The organism is Lactiplantibacillus songbeiensis (assembly GCF_005405125.1).
In the GTDB taxonomy this organism is placed as follows: domain Bacteria; phylum Bacillota; class Bacilli; order Lactobacillales; family Lactobacillaceae; genus Lactiplantibacillus; species Lactiplantibacillus songbeiensis.
Genome location: NZ_BJDL01000018.1, coordinates 13,985 through 32,118, shown reverse-complemented (window position 1 = coordinate 32,118; position 18,134 = coordinate 13,985). Strand labels below are relative to the sequence as shown.

Annotated in this window: 15 protein-coding genes; 12 read left to right on the top strand and 3 right to left on the bottom strand. The window is 45.7% G+C overall.

The genetic code is table 11. The annotated features are described in order from the left end of the window. Positions 1–7: 7 nt before the first annotated feature. Positions 8–1,018, bottom strand: coding sequence for an AraC family transcriptional regulator (locus tag FFM77_RS07240; protein ID WP_137635103.1), 1,011 nt, complete (start codon positions 1,016–1,018; stop codon positions 8–10). Between the two features lie 198 nt (positions 1,019–1,216). Between FFM77_RS07240 and FFM77_RS07235 the strand changes: the two genes are divergently transcribed. Then, positions 1,217–2,797 carry an alpha-L-rhamnosidase-related protein gene (locus FFM77_RS07235; RefSeq protein WP_137635102.1) on the top strand — a complete coding sequence of 527 codons (1,581 nt, stop codon included), beginning with the start codon at positions 1,217–1,219 and terminating at the stop codon, positions 2,795–2,797. Between the two features lie 77 nt (positions 2,798–2,874). Here FFM77_RS07235 and FFM77_RS07230 read toward each other — a convergent pair whose 3' ends face one another. Continuing rightward, positions 2,875–3,534, bottom strand: coding sequence for an MIP/aquaporin family protein (locus tag FFM77_RS07230; RefSeq protein WP_307722468.1), 660 nt, complete (start codon positions 3,532–3,534; stop codon positions 2,875–2,877). 400 nt (positions 3,535–3,934) lie between these two features. On the opposite strand from FFM77_RS07230, the gene FFM77_RS07225 reads away from it, so the two are divergent. The 6 genes from FFM77_RS07225 to FFM77_RS07200 are packed head-to-tail and all read left to right on the top strand — an operon-like array spanning position 3,935 to position 11,803. Next, entirely contained in the window at positions 3,935–5,056 is a 1,122-nt protein-coding gene (locus FFM77_RS07225) for an exonuclease SbcCD subunit D (protein ID WP_137635100.1), read from the top strand. Positions 5,057–5,058: 2 nt separating this feature from the next. Further along, the gene (locus FFM77_RS07220; protein WP_137635099.1) at positions 5,059–8,196 is read left to right on the top strand and encodes an AAA family ATPase; all 3,138 of its coding nucleotides are present in this window, start codon (positions 5,059–5,061) and stop codon (positions 8,194–8,196) included. A gap of 26 nt (positions 8,197–8,222) precedes the next feature. After that, positions 8,223–8,912, top strand: a complete 690-nt coding sequence (locus tag FFM77_RS07215) for a YjjG family noncanonical pyrimidine nucleotidase (protein WP_137635098.1) — start codon at positions 8,223–8,225, stop codon at positions 8,910–8,912. A 52-nt stretch (positions 8,913–8,964) separates the two neighbouring features. Then, positions 8,965–10,158, top strand: a complete 1,194-nt coding sequence (locus FFM77_RS07210; protein WP_137635097.1) for a P-loop NTPase family protein — start codon at positions 8,965–8,967, stop codon at positions 10,156–10,158. A 12-nt stretch (positions 10,159–10,170) separates the two neighbouring features. After that, the gene (locus FFM77_RS07205) at positions 10,171–11,520 is read left to right on the top strand and encodes a vWA domain-containing protein (protein WP_137635096.1); all 1,350 of its coding nucleotides are present in this window, start codon (positions 10,171–10,173) and stop codon (positions 11,518–11,520) included. Continuing rightward, positions 11,504–11,803 (top strand): hypothetical protein, encoded by a 300-nt coding sequence (locus FFM77_RS07200; protein ID WP_137635095.1) that lies wholly within the window; start codon positions 11,504–11,506, stop codon positions 11,801–11,803. The genes FFM77_RS07205 and FFM77_RS07200 overlap by 17 nt, the downstream gene beginning before the upstream one ends. 44 nt (positions 11,804–11,847) lie before the next feature. Here the strand turns inward: FFM77_RS07200 and FFM77_RS07195 are convergent, their stop codons facing one another. Continuing rightward, positions 11,848–12,441, bottom strand: a complete 594-nt coding sequence (locus tag FFM77_RS07195) for a TetR/AcrR family transcriptional regulator (RefSeq protein WP_137635094.1) — start codon at positions 12,439–12,441, stop codon at positions 11,848–11,850. A gap of 630 nt (positions 12,442–13,071) precedes the next feature. Between FFM77_RS07195 and FFM77_RS07190 the strand changes: the two genes are divergently transcribed. The 5 genes from FFM77_RS07190 (at position 13,072) to FFM77_RS07170 (ending at position 17,931) form a co-directional block, all read left to right on the top strand. Continuing rightward, positions 13,072–13,335, top strand: coding sequence for a cell surface protein (locus FFM77_RS07190; protein WP_137635093.1), 264 nt, complete (start codon positions 13,072–13,074; stop codon positions 13,333–13,335). Continuing rightward, positions 13,335–13,937 carry a WxL domain-containing protein gene (locus tag FFM77_RS07185; RefSeq protein ID WP_137635092.1) on the top strand — a complete coding sequence of 201 codons (603 nt, stop codon included), beginning with the start codon at positions 13,335–13,337 and terminating at the stop codon, positions 13,935–13,937. The genes FFM77_RS07190 and FFM77_RS07185 overlap by 1 nt, the downstream gene beginning before the upstream one ends. A gap of 138 nt (positions 13,938–14,075) precedes the next feature. Beyond that, a complete protein-coding gene (locus FFM77_RS07180) occupies positions 14,076–14,663 on the top strand; it encodes a WxL domain-containing protein (protein WP_171001572.1) in 588 nt (195 codons plus the stop codon). Positions 14,664–14,736: 73 nt separating this feature from the next. Beyond that, positions 14,737–15,756 (top strand): WxLIP family cell surface protein, encoded by a 1,020-nt coding sequence (locus tag FFM77_RS07175; protein ID WP_137635090.1) that lies wholly within the window; start codon positions 14,737–14,739, stop codon positions 15,754–15,756. A gap of 21 nt (positions 15,757–15,777) precedes the next feature. Next, positions 15,778–17,931, top strand: coding sequence for a lectin-like domain-containing protein (locus FFM77_RS07170; protein ID WP_137635089.1), 2,154 nt, complete (start codon positions 15,778–15,780; stop codon positions 17,929–17,931). Positions 17,932–18,134: the final 203 nt, after the last annotated feature.

The following is an 18,134-nucleotide window of genomic DNA, read 5'->3' as shown; positions in this document are numbered from 1 at the left end:
TTTTGAATTAGGATCGTGATTGAAATTTAATGCCAGTTGGTGCGGTTGCTATTGACTGTTGTGTCTTATATTGAGCAGGAGTTAAATCCAAGTATTTTGCAAATAATTTAAATAAGGAAGGGGCACTCTGATAGCCCACGCGTTCGGCGATTTCGGCGACAGAATAATTGGTCTCCAGCAATAGCTCTTGGGCTTCAGCTAAGCGTTTTTTGTCAATTAAACCCTTAAATGTACTGCCCGTTTCGGCTTTCAATTTATTGCCAAGGTAGTTTTTGTTATAGCCGAACTTTTGACCAAGCTCGGCTAGCGTCAGTTGCGTGTAGTGTTTATCAATATAGCTTAAGAGTTGCATCAAGTTATTATCCGCATCGGCCGCGTCTTGAGCGGTTACTTCGATTGAATTGGCAAGCTCGGTCAAAATCAGTGATAGCAGTAAGTTCATCGAACGACTGCGATAACGATCATGACTGAAGCTTTTAATAATCAGTTCGTTAATGAGGGCGATTGCCATGGTGTTTTGGCGGATATCAAAGACGACGAAATTATTATGAATAGCATCGACGCGTGACGCATTCACCATAAATTCAGTCGCCAGATTTTTAGACTGGGCAAGATTGGCTAGGATATTTGTCAGGATGGAATCATCGCGGACTAAAATATTAATTAAAATATCGTCTTTACCAATATAGTCGATTTTTTGAACGATATCTTTATCCATCAAGATAATCTCGTGTTCACGGAGCTCAATCTTTTCACCGTTAATATATTGGGTGCTGTGACCAGCATACATATAGTTGAGCTCAATAAAGTCATGAGTGTGCGCCGGCATATATGAGTAACGATGATGCTTGTTAATGAAGATGTTGCCACGCTTGAAAAAGGTCGCTTTGGGCATCTGTGGGGCTTGGTTAGGTACGGCTGTAGTTTGGACATCGTGGACGTTGCCACCGTGTAAACGTTGTTCTGTTTCGACCGGATCTTCCGCTCGTAACTGCTGATCTAATTCACTGAAATCCATGAATTGACCTCCTTGTAATCGCTTTTAAATCTATTATACGCATAAAATAGTGACTTGACAGTTAAATAATCATTACCTGTGATTACGCAATAATTTGTGTGTGGTTGTCATATTGAATTCAAACATGGGGCGTTGTTTAATTGATAATGAAAGCGATATCAATAGTACGGTTAATTAGACTTAAAGGGGCGTTTAAAAATGGCATTTACATTTCAAATTAATCATGATGTTCAATTTAATCATGATGCTGACTTGCTGGCAAAGGCCGAAGCCAACCGACCAACATTGCAACATGCAGTTGTAAAACCGCAGCGACTGGTCAAAGTTGTGGCGGATGACGCGGCATTTAATGGGTTTCGAGCGGAACCTAGTGATCAGGATATTCAGCAGTTACCCAGTTATTTGTTGAAGAAAGATGATAAGTTAGTTTTGGATTTTGGCGATCATCAAGTGGGCCATTTTGCGATCGATATTGATGCGGTTGGGTCGCCAATGGATGCGCCGTTGACCTTACATTTGACCTTCGCCGAGACGCCAGCTGAGATTGGGGTGGATGCGGCTAGCTATGATGGCTGGCTCAGTAGTTCTTGGATTGCGGAAGAAACGTTGCACTTAGACGTTTTACCAACGCATCTAGCGTTACCGAGACGGTATGCGTTTCGGTATGTTGAAATTGAGGTGAAGGATACTTCGCCTAAATGGCAAGCTAGTTTCAGTAATCCCGCGGTCACCACTAGTAGCGCAGTTAAAATGTCAGCGGTTCCGGCGGTCAAAATTGATGATCCAGAATTAAAACGGATTGATGAAGTCAGCATCAAAACGTTGCATGATTGTATGCAAGACGTTTTCGAAGATGGTCCTAAACGGGATCGGCGTTTGTGGTTGGGCGATTTACGGTTACAGGCGTTGGCAAACTACGCCACCTTTAATGATGCGACTTTGGTTAAGCGGTGCTTGTATTTATTTGGCGGGATGACGGCGACTGATGGCAAGATTCCAGCCAATGTCTTTACGTCACCGAAATTAACGCCAGATGACACGTTTATGTATGATTATGGTCTATTCTTTATCTCAACTTTGAAAGATTTTAATGATCAGTATCACGATCAGCAAGTCTTAACCGATCTATATCCAATTGCGAAAAAAGAATTAACGGTGGCTCTAACGCAGGTTAATGATCAAGGGTTACTGGTACCAAATGAAGACTGGCCGGTCTTTGTTGATTGGTCCAATGACATTGATAAGACAGCGGCTGGACAGGCGATCTTAATCTATGTCCTGAAACAATCTGTGGTCTTAGCACAGGCCATGGCTGATCCTGCGGCGGCTAAGTATGAAGCATTGGTTCATACGTATACAGATGCTGCTATTAAGACATACTATGATGCGGATCAAGGATTGTTTGTGAGTGGTCCTAAGCGTGAAGTGAATATTGCTAGTCAAGTGTGGATGGTCTTGGCCCATGTGTTAGATGATCAAGCCAACGAAGCGTTAATGACGACGGCGGTTGCTAAGCTTTTCCCAGTAACTGGGATTGCAACGCCATATATGTATCATCACATTGCTGCGGCATTGTTTGAAGCGCATCATCAAGCCGATGGGATTCAACTGATTAAAGATTATTGGGGCAAGATGGTCTCGTTAGGTGCCGATACGTTCTTTGAAGCCTTTGAACCGGAAGACTTGCAGTTCTCACCTTATGGCAGTCCAATTCTAAATAGCTATTGTCACGCTTGGAGTTGTACGCCAACGTATTTGATTCGGAAGTATGTGGTGTAGTTGTGTTCTAATTAACGTAAAAAAGGCCTAAATAAAACCACTAACGAAATCTTCGTTAGTGGTTTTATGCGTCCAAATTAATCTTCACTACCCAATAACCGTGAGCAGTAAGCGGCGAGAACTGCACCAACTTCGGGGGCTAAAATGTAGACCCATAAGTGTGAAACAGCGGTACCGCCAACAAAGATAGCTGGGCCGATTGAACGGGCGGGGTTCAAGGAACCACCGGTCAAGTTCAACGCCACGATGATTAAGAAGGCTAAAGTAACCCCGATAATCAAACCAGCAAAGTCACTGTTGCCATGAGCCGCACTCGTCACATTCAAGATGACCATTAAGAAGATGAATGTCACTAAAGCTTCAACGAAAAACGCCATGCCGCTGTTGATCTTACTAAAGTCGGTTTGACCAAGTGAGTTAGTTGCTAAACCGGCTGCACTGACGAAACTGCGGATGGCCGCGGAAGCCACAATCGCACCAAGAATCTGGCCGATGATGTAACCGAGAGCATCCCGCATTTCCATCCGACGATTAATGAGCATCGCGGTGGTGACTGCTGGATTAAAGTGACCACCTGAAATTCCCCCAAAGGCATAAGCGGAAACGGTGATGGCTAACCCAAAGGCCAACCCAATTGTTAAAACATCGCCTTTACCAATGACGACGGCGCCAGTCCCAAGAAAGACTAGCATGAAGGTGCCGAGAAATTCGGCAAAATATTTGCGCATAAAAGCCACGCTCCTTTTTTAGAATAGATTGCTAATACAGCCTTATTTTACAATACTTTTGGCTACGTCGCTTGTAATATACTTACGATATTAATGATTTAGATAAGTTAAATACAATTGTTTTAGTAGGCCGGTCGCGGTCTGAGCCTTATTATGATGGCGAATTGATGATTAGCGGATAGGGACACTTGTTAATCATATAAAAATGATGTTAGGCCCAAGTCGGTTGACGATAGCCCGCTAAGTTGGTTAACTTAACCAAGAGGCACAGAAATGAAGTAAAAAAACGAATTATATAGATGATGGACCTTTTCAATCTAAAATCAGCGGGCAACTGTTTTATAATTAGACTAATTATGCGATTGATGAAACGACGACAGTAGAGATAACTTAAAAGGGGGACCACTAGATGCGTTTTTTACATACTGCGGATTGGCATTTAGGTAAGAAACTACATGGATTTGATCTGCAGGCAGAACAGCAGGCGGCCTATGAACAGATTTTAAAGCTGGCACTGGATGAACAAGTGGACGCGGTTGTGATTGCGGGCGACTTATATGATCGGGCAATTCCGAATGAAACGGCGGTCAAACAATTAAATAGTATGTTAATGGACATGAACTTAACGCACCGGTTACCCTTATTAGCGATTAGTGGGAATCATGACAGTGCGGCCCGGTTACGGACAGGGAGTGCGTGGTTTAAGGCGACGAACTTCTACTTAAATACGAAGTTGAGCCAAGCGTTTACCCCGATTACGATGGGTGATACGCAGTTTTACTTACTGCCTTATTTCGAGCCCTTTGAAGCGCGACAATACTTTGAAGACGATGACTTACGCACCGTTCAACAAGCAATGGTCAAGATTGTTGCGGCGATGCAGGCGACTTTTGCGCCTGATAAAAAGCACGTTTTAGTGGCCCACTTTTTTGCGGCCGGTAGTGAACATGTTGATTCGGAAACGCAGGTCACAGTTGGTGGCTTAAATGCGATTCCGGTCGATTTGTTAGCACCGTTTGATTACGTAGCACTAGGCCATCTGCATGGTAAAGATGCTTTGCAAGCAGCACGAGTTCGGTATAGTGGCTCACCAGTTAAATTCTCGATTTCCGAGGCTACGCAAACAAAGGGCGTTTGGATTGTAGATACCGATCCATTCAAATTAACCTTTAAACCGCTCACCCCAATTCGCGATGTGCGGGTGTTAACGGGGAGTTTCGAAACATTAACCACACCAGCTTTTTATCAGCAACAAGCAAAAGATGATTATTTGGCTGTTCAGCTAACTGACCAGCGGGTGATTCCTAATGTGATGCAAGCGTTAAGGGACGTTTATCCGCATATCATTGAGTTAGAGCGGGTCAATGGGCCGGTCTTGACGAACAATCCAGCGACCAAGATTGATCCCAATCTTGATCCAATGACGTTGCTAGCAAAGTTCTTTGAGCAAACGACCGATGATGACTTGACTGATCAGCAGCAGCAGTGGGCGCAAACTGCGCTAACAGCGGCGATGAAAGAGGAGGGGTAGCGATGCGACCATTAACGTTAAAATTAGACTTTTTCGGTCCATATCGGCATCAAACGATTGATTTTACCAAGTTCAATGATTTCCCCGTCTTTTTGATTAGTGGTAAGACCGGTGCTGGGAAGACGACGATCTTTGATGCGATGTGTTTTGCGTTATTTGGTGGGACTTCCGGTGGTGACCGTGAAGTCCGGCAGATGCGCTCAGACTTTGCGACGATGACGGATACGACGAGGGTCACCTTTACATTTGCCCATAAAAAGCGCACTTATCAAATTGTTCGGGAACCTGAACAAATTGTGGCTAAGAAGCGTGGTGAGGGCACCCATAAGCAACCAGCGGCAGTCACGTTGACCGTCTTTGATGTCAATGATCAAGAAATTGATGAGTATACAAAGGTCAATGCAGTTCAATCATATGTGCGGGACTTACTCCAGTTGACGCGGGAGCAATTTTCACAGATTGTCCTATTACCTCAGGGCCAATTTCGACAATTCTTGATGGCCAATAGCGATGACAAAGAAAAAGTGTTGCGCGATATTTTCGGGACAAGCTTATATAGTCGTTGGGCCGGACAGCTTAAACAGCAATTAAAGCAACAGCAAAAAGCCAATGAAGTCGCTACCCAAAAGTTACAAACTTATCAGCAACAGTTAACTTGGCAGGACTTATCTGTCGAAGATGCGGCCGACCTTGCACCGCAAGCCGCCGTCGATCAGCAGTTAGTTGAACAGCAGACCCAACAGGTTACTTATCAGGAATTAGCTGGTCAGTTTGAAACGGCTAAAGCGACTTTAAAACAAGCCCAGGCAGCGCAGCAAACTGGTCAAGCCTTACAGCAAAATCATGCGGAATTGACTAAGTTGTTAGCTGATCAACAGGTGTTAACGACACAAGCGCCGACAATTGACCAACAACGCCAACAGGTTCAGGCCTTAGAATGGGTGCAAACGTTGGCGCCCACAGCTCAGCAGCTACAAACGGCGCAACAACAGGTCCAAACGCAAACTACCCGTCAAGATAAGTTGACGACACGACAGCAGCAATTAACCAGTGATCAGCAGGTAGCCAAAACGGCGGCCCAACAATTAACTGATCAAGCAGCAGAAGCTAAAGCGCGCCAAGCAACCATTACGACGTTAACGGCCAAAAAAGCTGTTTATGAACAGGTCGATCAAACGTCAGTCGCTTTAAAACAGGCCCAACAGACATTGACTGACGCTAAAGCTGCACAAACGACCGTAGCTGCTAAGTTACAGCAAGCAGATGTCCAACAACAAACGTTGACCACCACGAGTAATCAGTTACCAGAACTAATGCAACAACAGGCTAGTTTAACGACGCAACGTCACGATTTGGATGCGGTGACGACTCAAGTCAAGTTAGTAGAAAAACAGCAACATTTGGTTGATCAGCAACAAGTTACGATTGATAGCCAAGTGAAGGCGGTGGCCCAGCAACAGACTGTAGCTGATCAAGCCTTGGCTGTTTATCAACGGTTAGATAGTGATTGGGCAAGTGAACAGATTGCGATTTTAAGTCAACATTTGCAACCTGGAACGCCTTGTCCAGTCTGTGGGAGCTTGGAACATCCTGCACCGGCCTCGAACGAGACGGTAACCGTGTCAGAAGCCGCCGTTAAAACAGCACAAACTAAAAGTAATCAAGCGGCCGCTAAGCTGGCGGACTTACAAGGCCAACTTAGAAGCTTACAGACGCAGCAAATAACTGCACAGCAAGAACTAACGGATACTGCGGCAATGTTACAGCAGGTGGTCACCACCAAATTAGCTTTGACTTATACCACGTTGTCACAGTTACAAACGGCGATGACTGAACGGCAAGCGCAACTGGATCGTGACGTGACGGCTAATCAAAACGCACAAACAGCAGCGCAGACCGCTAAGACTGCCTTAGTTGAATTGACAACCACGATTGCAGATCTACAGCGCCAACAACAGCAACAAGCCACAGCGGTGACGACGGCCCAACAAACCGTCGTCCAATTAGAAACCAAATTGGCTGATCAGCGACAACAATTATCATCAGATTATCCAACGTTGCAAGCTTTAGAAGCTTATTTGCAACAATTGACGGCGGCTCAGAATAACTATGAACAAGCCGTTACGCAAGCCCAACAGCAATTGAGTACTGTCGAAGCCCGATTAACGGCAACAACGGCCCAATTAAAGACTGCCGGTACAGATCTAGCAACTGCAAAGTCAGCGGTGACTTTGCAGCAACAACACTTAACAGCAGCAATGGTGACCCGGTGGGGGGCGGCTGATTTTGACCGCTTAACGGCCCAATTGACCGCAGTTACCCAGTTGCCAGCATTACGAGAGACCATTAAGACGTATGACCAGCAACAATCACAATTGACCGGTCGGATTGCAACGGTTAAACAAACGATCGCTGATCGTCCGGTGCCAGATATGGCGGCATTGGACATAGCCGTTACTGAGGCGACGACCGCGGAACAACAAGCAGAAACGGCTTACTATCAATTACAGCAGACAATGCAAGCTAATCAAAAGTTAGTCGAGCAGATGCAGCGGATCCTGACACAAGTCCATGACCAGCAGGCGGCATTAGCCCAGTTGGCCCAATTATCAGCGGTGGCCAATGGGAGCGGTCAACAGAAGCTAAGTTTGGAACGATTTGTCCTGCAAACTTATTTGCAAAAGGTTCTGGCAACCGGTAATACACGGTTGCGGCAACTGACTGGTGGTCGTTACCAATTCCAATTAGATGAAGCAGTCGGCACGTATCGTAATGGCACTGGACTTGAAATTAATATTTATGATGACAATGCTGGTAAAGTTCGGAGCGTCCATACTTTGTCAGGTGGTGAAAGCTTTATTGCCGCGTTGTCCTTGGCGCTAGCGTTAGCGGAAGTGATTCAAAATCAAGCAGGCGGCATTAAGATCGATGCCTTGTTTATCGATGAAGGCTTTGGTTCATTAGATGAGGATGCGTTAGCGATGGCGATGGAAGCTTTGCAGACGGTTGAGGGCCAATCACGGATGATTGGCATTATTAGCCATGTCAGCGAATTAGAGGAACAATTACCCGCTCAATTACAAGTGATTCCTAATGGGAATGGAGAGAGTCATGTACACTATCAATTAGAATTTAACTAAGGTTTTAAATCAAGGAAGGTGACAGAATGGCTAAGCAATATGCCATTTTTGACTTAGATGATACGCTGTTAGATTTCACGCGGGGTGAAGCTGAAAGTATCACTAAGTTGTTAAAACAGTGTGGAATTACCGATATTCAACGGGGATTAAAGACTTATACCCAAGTCAATCTTCAAGCCTGGCAACAGATTGAACAGGGAGCCGCACGGGAACCATTACTGGAACAGCGGTTTACCCAAGCCTTTAATAAACTGGGTGTGACCGTGGATGGTGCCGCGTTGGAACAGCAATATAGTCAGATGCTTGATCATAGTTACTATACGCTTCAAGGAGCACCACAATTACTACGTCAGCTACAGCAGGCTGGCGTTCACTTAATCGTTGGGACTAATGGGGTTAAGTCTACCCAGTTGAATCGCTTAGCTGGTGCGGGGCTGACGCCTTACTTTGAACAAGTCGTGATTTCTGAAGATGTGGGCTACGCAAAGCCGGATGAACGTTTCTTTACGCCGATTTTTAAGCAACATCCAGCGCTGACGAAGGCCAATACACTAATGATTGGCGATCGACTACAGTCGGATATTTTAGGGGCACGCCATGCTAATCTCGATAATGTGTGGTTTAATCCGCACCATCGTGTCAATCAGGAAGGCTATCAGCCAACGTATGAAGTTGATGATTTTGATGGGCTGAGGCAACTCTTGTTGGCTGAATAGCAAGATTGTCAAGACTAATTAATGTTTCACGTGAAACAAATAAGGAGAGAATATGGCATTATCTTATCAAGCAATGTTAGCGGCGGTGCCGGTAGTCTTAAAAGCTGGCAATGTGCCCAATATCGTTGGTGAAGCTGGTATCGGTAAGTCCGCTTTAGTGGCGGAAGTTGCGACTCAATTACATGCCAAGCTGTATACCACGGTAGTGAGTTTATCTGAGAAAGGCGACTTAGCCATTCCAATTCCGCCGTTAACGAGTGAGTCGTTTATTGAAACGGCAGACTATGGTCGCCTAGCAGATGTACAATTTGGCTATACCCATACGTTGATTGAAATTATCCGCTATGCTGAAGCCCATCCGCAACAGCCGATTATTTGGTTCTTAGATGAATTCAACCGGGGGACGCAAGCGGTTCAGAGTGAATTGATGAACTTGGTCTTACAACGGACTATTAATACCTTGACGTTGCCCAATCAAGTCCAGTTGGTGTTGGCGGAAAATCCGGATGCCAGTATGCGCGGCTTTGAGACTAGTACGTATGGCGTCGTGGCTAGTGATGCGGCGATTAAGGATCGAACGGTACGACTAGTGTTGACCAGCGATGCGGATGATTGGCTACAATGGGCCGCCCAGACTAATCCAACGACTGGTCAGCCAAATATTCATCCGTTAGTTCAACAATTTATTAGTGAAGATGTGACGCGTTTGAATCAAGCCGATGCCGCGGATGACTTAGTGGCCACCCCCCGCGCCTGGGAACGGGTGTCAGCGAACTTAACGGCGTTAGCGGACTTACCAACGGCCACACAAGCGATGATTGCCTTAGATATCTTTCAAGGAGATATCGGGACTGAGTTGGGATTAGCATTTGAACAGTTTTTAGAACAGCAAGCCATTCATCTTACACCGCAACAATTATATACTGGTGAGCCGAGTGGTGCCGTGGTTCCAGCTGAACTTTTGACGCAATTCAAAGCGATGAGTGAACCGCAGAAGAGTACGGTATTACGGAGTTGTTTACAGTTAACGACAACCTATCCTTTAACGGTCGATGCGAATGCGGGGCGGTTCTTACAATTACTACAAATGCTTAGTCAGGATGGCCAGTTTAGTTTGGTTCAACAATTAGGTCAGAATCGGGACTTACTGAAGCAACTTTACACGGCTAATATTGCTCAGCAGAGTCCGTATGTCACGGCGCTGTATCAATATTTGCAACAAGTCGCTAGTTGGTCGAATCAATAGGAGGCGGATAGGGTGATTAATAATGCCATGGCCTATGCTGAGTGGCGTCAGAAACTGCTGGCGGCTCCGACTGAGGCCACTTTAGCAATGGGACCGGTGATGGTTGAACGCGCCATTATTGAATTGCTTGCTATTGACCAATTTTATGGCGAACTATTGACCCGTTTGCCCAGACACACGTCAAATCAGCTAAAGACGCCCTTTGCACTAACTTGGCGAGACAATCGCCTGGAATTGACAATGGCGGTTGTTCCGTTAGCCCAGACATTTACGCGCTTTGATGAATTACAAGCGGGATTAAAGCACGTGGCATTACATGTTCTTTGGCAACATCCATTACGTTATCGTCAGCAGGCAGCCCGGCAACCGGAATTAGTGACCTTGGCAACCGATTTAGCAGTGAACCAATATGTCACTGGCTTACCTAAGCACAGTACCGGATTAGCCACGGTTCAACCGTTAGTGCGGGTGGCCCTACCCGCTAAAGCTGATTCCGGTGTTTACTTAAAGTTGTTGCAGTCGCCAGTCCAACGTCAAGCTGGTGGTCAGTCGACTCCCCAGCCACCGCAACCGGCGGGAAACTCGGCTGCGAGCACTGGGTCGCAACCTATGCAATCACCGATTGATGCAGTTGCGGGCTGGCAAGGGACTACTGGTCAACTGACGAATCCGAATCTAGCAGCTAGCCGGTTACAACAATTAGCCCGTGATGCTTGGACACATACGCGAGAAGCTGGTCGGGGGTTAGTGGCTGGTCAGGTTCGCACGCAACTTAAAGTTCAGCGCTGTCCTGCTGATGTCGATTGGCGTCGATTATTAGTGAAGGGCTTGGGCCAGCTACCGACTGGCAAGCAGGCGTCTTATGCCCGTTTCAATCGACGGCAACCTGCCCGGATGGAACTGCCTGGACAAATTAGTGATACGCAACTGCAATTACAAGTCTACGTTGATCATTCAGGTTCGATTAGTGATGCCACGTTGCAGTATTTATTGAGTCAAGTGGCGACGTTGACGCGAGCAGTGACTGCCACGATTACTGTCAAACCGTTTGACGCCATTGTGCGGCCGGGACAAACGTATCAAGCGACCTTGCCGCAACAGATCAGGTTCACTCGCCAAGGCGGTGGCGGGACGGTCTATCAAAGCATCTTTGATGATTTGCAACGAACACATGCCACTAATCAAACGACCTTAGCTGTGATTTTAACCGATGGCCGTGGTGAACGGGAGCTTGACGCGCATCGGTTTACCAATGTGATTTGGCTACTAGCTCATCCGAATGACCGATTGTCAGTTCAGCCGGTTATCGGGCAAGTCGTGACCTTAAAGAAAGGGGTGGATAGCGATGACCCAACCGCTTAAACCGGCCGATATGCAATCGTTGTTAACGCATGATCACCGTTATCGACGGGCCGTAGCCGTGTTAAAAGGCCAGTGGTTGCCAATGATTGCGGAAGAAGACCAGCCATTTCGGCAACAGATTGCGGTAGCTGACTTACAATTTGCTAAAGCCCTGTTAGCAAGTGGCAGTGCGACGAGTGCATTCGACTTTACCAGTTATGCAGGTGTGCAACAGCTTCGGCAACATTTCGGTAGTCAACTTAATGCTGCTGCCCAACAATGGTTAATTCAGCCTTATTTATAGGTAAACAAAAATTCCTACCGGTTTATTGACGGTAGGAATTTTTATTAGGCTGAAACGCCAAGAAAGGTTGTCCAACTTTGCTGACGTTGGGAGATGTCTGGATGACTGCCCTGCCGTAAACGGGTTTGTAAGCCAATCCGAGCTTCTAGCAGTCCTTGCGCTAAGCTCATGCTGGATTGAGTCGTGATGATGGTTTGGTTAGCTTGACCTTTTAGGATAGTCGAGGCCATTAGAGTCAAATAATCGTCATAATAGCGATCGGTGAGTTGCTTAATATCCGGATCGTCGGTGGCGAATTCAGCGACCGCGTTATCCATCAAATCACCGGTTGGTTGGGAATCGTCAGTGGTCAGGCCTTGGGTAAAGAGCATCATTAGAACAGCTAGTGGGGTGGCGCCGCCTTGTTCCAAGTCCTGCATGGCATGGGTAGTTGCAGCCAGCATTAACTGATGGTAGTGCTGGAGTGCTTTGAGATAGATGGTGTGCTTGTCACCAAAGGCATTATATAAGCTTTGCTTTTTAACGCCGCTTAGCGTGACGAGTTCATCCATTGAAGTGTGGTAATAACCGTGTTGCCAAAATTGGCGCATGATTTGGTCGAGTACTTGGTCATTATCAAAAGTCTTTTTAGCTGGCAAACGTGATCCCTGCTTTCGTTAAAGGGTTTATTTTCTAGTATAGCATAGCGATTTTGTCGGTTTATGACTGCTGATATTAATATCTTTGTTTTTAAAGACTATTTTAATGAAAAATAATTGTAGCCTAGCAATTAGCCGTTAGAATTAATTTGCTTTTTGACTAGACTGCCAACTGTGTGATTGTGAATTTGCTTAATGGTATCAGCGATGTAAGCGGTATTTTTAACGTTTGAATTTATGGTATGTTATTATGCTTACGAAAAATAATATCTAATGGATATTCACATTAAAGTTTAATCTTAATATAATGTTGAGGCCGATGTTGATTAACCGGCTTAATAAATTTATAAAACCGATTTTTTGAGATTCATGAAAACCGTTGCTATTAAACTGATTAAAACAGGTTCTATAAGATAATTTATAGATTTATGAATATGAGGAATTGCCAACAAAACTGTTAGAAAGGCTTCCAGGGTGGATAGTTAAACCCTATCATCAATTGACGGTGCTTCTAAAAACGTGCTATATTGTGGGTGCTGAAAGGGAGAAAACGTTTTTAAAAGAATGAGTTAACACCGTTCAGTAGCTGATGTTACTTAATTGTAGAAACAAGTGAAAGGTGTGATTGTGATGGATTGGCAACTTAATGGACTTGCTTGGCTAAGCCCCCTTCAGCTAGGTGATATTCAACAAAGTACCTATCATATTACGGTTACGCCCGCCGCTAGCCATGGCGCCACCATTAATCCGGGGCCCTTGGCGGGGGTGTTGCCGCAGATGAATGAATTACAACAGTGGGTGTTGTGCGGCATCGCATTATTAATCATTAGTCTAGTCGGGTTATTAATTAAATTTTGGTGGAACAGCCATCAACACACAAAGGAGCAATCGTAATGAAAAAATATGTCGGAACATTTATCGCCAGTGTTGCATTATTGACCGCACTACCCTTAGCTGCTAATGCTGCGGATGGTGACGCAGATACGCAAAAGACAACCCAAGCAGAAATCGAATTGACACAAGGTGATAAAAAAGATATTACCCTAGATACGGTACCAGGAGTGAAGTTTGGTAGTAACGAAAGTAAGAATGAAACCGTTACTTATCCTGCCAAGACCGTTAGTGATCACGTGCAAGTTACCAATCCTGGGAATGCTGAAGGTTGGGATGTCCAGGTTTCTGGGACGGCGTTTAAAGAAGGCAATAAAGAAATAAAGGGTGCCAAGCTAAAATTTGCCAATGGGAAGGTTACCCCTAATGATGGTGCTAATGAATCTGATTTGCCAACTACCAAAGATACGACGATTACTCCTGATGCGCAATCAATTCTGACTGCTGGTGCCGGTGCTGGGGTTGGGGCCTTTACACTGACGCATACAGCGACTAGTGTCAGCCTATATGTACCAGCGGGGAATATTGCTGGTAATTATAGTTCAACTTTGACTTGGAAATTAGTGAATGCGCCAACTGGTGCTATAACAACGCCTAGCAAATAAGCATTCAAAAAATATGAGCTTCGCCGGCAGAACTGAGGTGCAACGATGCCAAAGCTAAGCAAACCGGCGTGGTGGTTATTGGTTGTAAGCTGCGCGGGCTTTAGCGGCGGATGGTTACCTCTGAATGGTCGTGCAGCAGTGCAACAATCGCACGCCGAAGTGGAGATTACCCCGGGAAATGGTGATGATGCGGTTAAGCCGGTTGATCCGAATGACCCATCAAAGCCTTACCCGGGTGATCCAGTTGATCCGGGCAATCCGGGGACTGGTTCTAAAGGTCATTTAACAATCGATTTTATTAGTAACTTAAAGTTTGAAGTTGATGGTGGCGAGCAGGGGCCAATTACGACGACCGCTAAGAATCAGTTAGCGATGGTTCAAATTTCTGATCGCCGTTCAACCGGGGCTGGGTGGACATTACAAGTTCATCCTAGTGTGCCAACCAGCCGTCAATATACGTTACAGACGACGATTGACTTGGGTGCTGTTAAGCTCAAACCGGTAACGGCTAATGTGAGCGCGGCCCCACAACTGGTCAATCGGGTCTTACGTGCCGGCATGGTCAACAATGTGCTAGTCGCTAATCGGCAAGCCGGTGTCGGTACGTGGTTACTAGTTTTGAATCAAACCAATGCGCCGACGCAATTAGTCATTCACAATCAAACGTTACATGCTGGGAATTACGTGGGTACGATGACGTGGTCATTGACCAACGCGCCCAGTTAACGACCGGAGACGTTTTAGGCGTCTCCATACATAGCTAAGTCACTTACCGTTGAAAAAAGGAAAGGTAAATCATATGAAAACTAAACTCTGGCAATTAGTGTTATTAATGGGCGTCTTATTTGGAAGTCTCACAATGGTCGCTAAAGCGGATAATCTTAAATATACCGTGACTGCCGATCTACCCAAAAATCAAATCACGGAAAAAGTGTCGTATTTTGACTTAAAAGTGAAGCCCGGTCAAAAGCAAACTTTGACGATTCGGATTAAGAACAGTGATAGCCAGTCGCATCGCTATGTCGTATCACCTAATCGCGCTATTACCAACGATAACGGGGTAATTGATTACAGCCATGCGAATGCCAAGGCGGATTCGTCAGCGCAATTTGACTTGAATACGGCCTTATCTGGTAAGCAAACGGTGGATGTTCCAGCCAAGACAACTAAGAAAGTTGCGATTAAACTGAGTGTGCCTCAGCAGGGCTTTAAAGGGATTGCGCTTGGCGGGATTAGTGTGACCCAGGCTGTCAGTGCAGCTAAAAAATCGAGCGGGATGACGATTCAAAATCAATATGCTTATGTGATTGGGATGCAATTACAAGAAACTGAAACGATCAAGATCAAACCGGTGATGAAGTTATTGTCGGTTCAAGCTAAACAGATTAATTATCAAAATTACGTGACAGCAACTTTACAAAATACCCAGCCAGTCATTATGCATGGTTTGAAGATTAAAAGTTATGTCACGGCCGTTGATGGAACTAAAAAAGTTTTGGCAACGACTAAAGATCATTTAGCGATGGCACCAAATAGTAGTTTTAACTTTGCGGTCGGTGATGGCAAAGAACCGCTAAAAGCTGGGAATTACACCTTGCATTTAGCTGCCAGCGCCAGTGATGGTAAGTACAAGTGGAACTTTACCCGTAACTTTACGATTAGTGAGCAAAAGGCCAAGCAGCTGAACGATTCAGCGGTCGGCCAAAAGCAGCAACCAAACTATTTCTGGTGGTTTGTCGCTTTAGGTGCCGTGATTATTGCCTTATTAGGTGCAGTTATCTGGTTACTTGTTAAGAATCGGCGGCGCAACCACGATTAATTAGCGAGAGGGGTTGGCAACATGCGCAAAAGTCTGAAAATGTTATTAGTCGGTTTGACCATGTTGATAGGGTTGTGGGCCAGTACCGCGCGATCACAAGCAGCGGAAGAATTAGCCGCAGCCGCACCGTTGACGACGGCTCCGGCTGGGCTGAATCAACTCGAAAAGATTTTTGTGTTGCCAAGCTCGTTTGCTAACGGGGTCACGAATGCGGCTAGTATTCAAAAAGTCACGAATGCCAATGCCCCCAATACCCAAGCCATTGAAGTGAATAGTGCGAAGAAACAACTCGGTGGGGCTTGGTCAACCGATGCGAATCGGCTGGACTTAAACAAAAATGCGACCATTAAGTTATGGGCGCATTTTGGCGCATCCAGCAGTAAGGCCGGCGATGGTCTAGCTTTAGTCTTACAAAATGATCCGAATGGGACCCAAGCTGCTTCAAGTTATACGAAGAAGACGATTATTGGCGAAACAATGGGCGTTTGGGGTGTTGATAATGATACGGACCGTACGGAATCGGCGGACTTAGCTGCGACTGGAATTCAAAATAGTTGGGCGTTGGAGTTTGACACGTATGCCAACACGTCAATGTCTTTTGGGGATGCTGGTAGTGGGACTTCTTTTGATGCTGGGATTAAGGGGCAACACATTGCCACTGGTTATCCGGGTTCGGCTGATCAATATATCGGCCAAAAGGCGTCAGGGTTTGTGTTGATTGGTATTTGGGGAACGCGTCGCTTCTTTACGCAAACCCATTTTGATCCGAAACCCAATCAGAATTTAACCGATGGGCAATGGCACCATTTAACGTTACAGTGGGATGCCAGTGCGAAGACAATGACTTATATTTATAACGATGTGAATCCCGATGGTACTGAAACTGAAAACCCGGTTACTCATGTGGAAGTCATCAATACGGATGCTTTTCATAGTGAAGATGGTAAAGTCCGTTGGGGCATTACGGGGACTAATGGGAGTAACGCGGGTAATAGTCTAGTTGTGTTTGAATCCATCCCTAACTTAGTCGATGCTAAAGCAGCGGTTAGAGTTACCGACTTAACGAAAGAAAAACCCGTGATAACAGGATCAAAAGTTAAGGCCAACGATGAGTTGCAATATGACTACAGTTTGACGTATAACGATGGTCAGCAGGATTGGGAAAACATCCAAGCCAAACTCGACTTGCCAGAACACGTGACGTTTACGAGTGTTAAAGTGGCCTATGCTAATGGTAGTGAACAGACGGTCGATATTCCGGCTGGTGAGACGAAGACATTCAGATTTGAACTTGCCCAGGCGTTATCTAAGGACAATCCAACTGCCAAGATAACGCTGAAAGGCAAGGCTAATAATGTAAGCGTTAACGGTAATACGACCGCCACGACGAGTACGTTTACTAGCAATAACTTCGAAACGAAGACGACCGCACCAGACTATACGATTACAGTTGACCAATTAATTGAACTCTTCCTAATTAAAGGTGGTGTTCAAACTGTGGCCAAGGGTGAAGATGCCAAAGTCACTGGATTAGTGGTGGCAGAAGATTCTGAACAATTAGATAACAGTAAAATCACGGTTTATCCAACGCTAAATGGTAAAGCTTTACCTGACTTTAAAATGAGTAATGCAGATGAATCTGGACTCTTCACGTTTACAGCTAAAGCCGATGACTTAAACGTGGGGAAAAACACCTTGGAATTTTATGTGATTGATGACGATGAGAACGAATCAGCACCTGCTACGGCCACGATTACGGTTAAAAGTGGCGCATTGGGTTTTAAGACGGTCGCCGAAACGAGTCGGTTTAAGACGGTGACGCTAGATGGGACCGCGAAGCTGGCTAATCGTGATAACGACTGGGACTTAGTGGTTGCCGATGAACGCGGAACCGGGTCGAGTTGGCAGTTGCAAGCTAGTGTGACCGACTTCGCTAATGAAGATGGGCAAAAATTACCGGGTAAGCTGATCTACAAGCAAGATGGGACGACCACGACAATCAATAGTGAGGGCACTGTGATCGACAGTCATAAGAGTACTAGTGATACGGATCATTATGATGTGACGAAAAAATGGAATGATGACGCGGGCATGTTTTTCGAAACTAATGCTGGTGCGGTTCCGGGAGCCTATACTGGAACGGTGACTTGGACATTGTCTAATGCGCCGAGTTAAGTTTTTAGATAGGGCTAGAAGGGGCTAGTTGGATTAGATTGCCACTCTGGTTGGTCCAGAATCGGCTGGAACGTGGTGGCCGCGTTTGCGAGCCAAAGAGCGGTCTCACAAGCCGGGCTTTATCTAAGTCGAAAATCGCGACTAAGATAAACGACACCACTGAGCCAATTCTGGCCCGCCCGGCGTTAACTAACGAAAATTAA

Coding starts and splice junctions, on each gene's coding strand:
- FFM77_RS07240 (WP_137635103.1), bottom strand. CDS start 1,018: ATGGATTTCAGTGAATTAGATCAGCAGTTACGAGCGGAAGATCCGGTC.
- FFM77_RS07235 (WP_137635102.1), top strand. CDS start 1,217: ATGGCATTTACATTTCAAATTAATCATGATGTTCAATTTAATCATGAT.
- FFM77_RS07225 (WP_137635100.1), top strand. CDS start 3,935: ATGCGTTTTTTACATACTGCGGATTGGCATTTAGGTAAGAAACTACAT.
- FFM77_RS07220 (WP_137635099.1), top strand. CDS start 5,059: ATGCGACCATTAACGTTAAAATTAGACTTTTTCGGTCCATATCGGCAT.
- FFM77_RS07215 (WP_137635098.1), top strand. CDS start 8,223: ATGGCTAAGCAATATGCCATTTTTGACTTAGATGATACGCTGTTAGAT.
- FFM77_RS07210 (WP_137635097.1), top strand. CDS start 8,965: ATGGCATTATCTTATCAAGCAATGTTAGCGGCGGTGCCGGTAGTCTTA.
- FFM77_RS07200 (WP_137635095.1), top strand. CDS start 11,504: ATGACCCAACCGCTTAAACCGGCCGATATGCAATCGTTGTTAACGCAT.
- FFM77_RS07190 (WP_137635093.1), top strand. CDS start 13,072: ATGGATTGGCAACTTAATGGACTTGCTTGGCTAAGCCCCCTTCAGCTA.
- FFM77_RS07185 (WP_137635092.1), top strand. CDS start 13,335: ATGAAAAAATATGTCGGAACATTTATCGCCAGTGTTGCATTATTGACC.
- FFM77_RS07175 (WP_137635090.1), top strand. CDS start 14,737: ATGAAAACTAAACTCTGGCAATTAGTGTTATTAATGGGCGTCTTATTT.
- FFM77_RS07170 (WP_137635089.1), top strand. CDS start 15,778: ATGCGCAAAAGTCTGAAAATGTTATTAGTCGGTTTGACCATGTTGATA.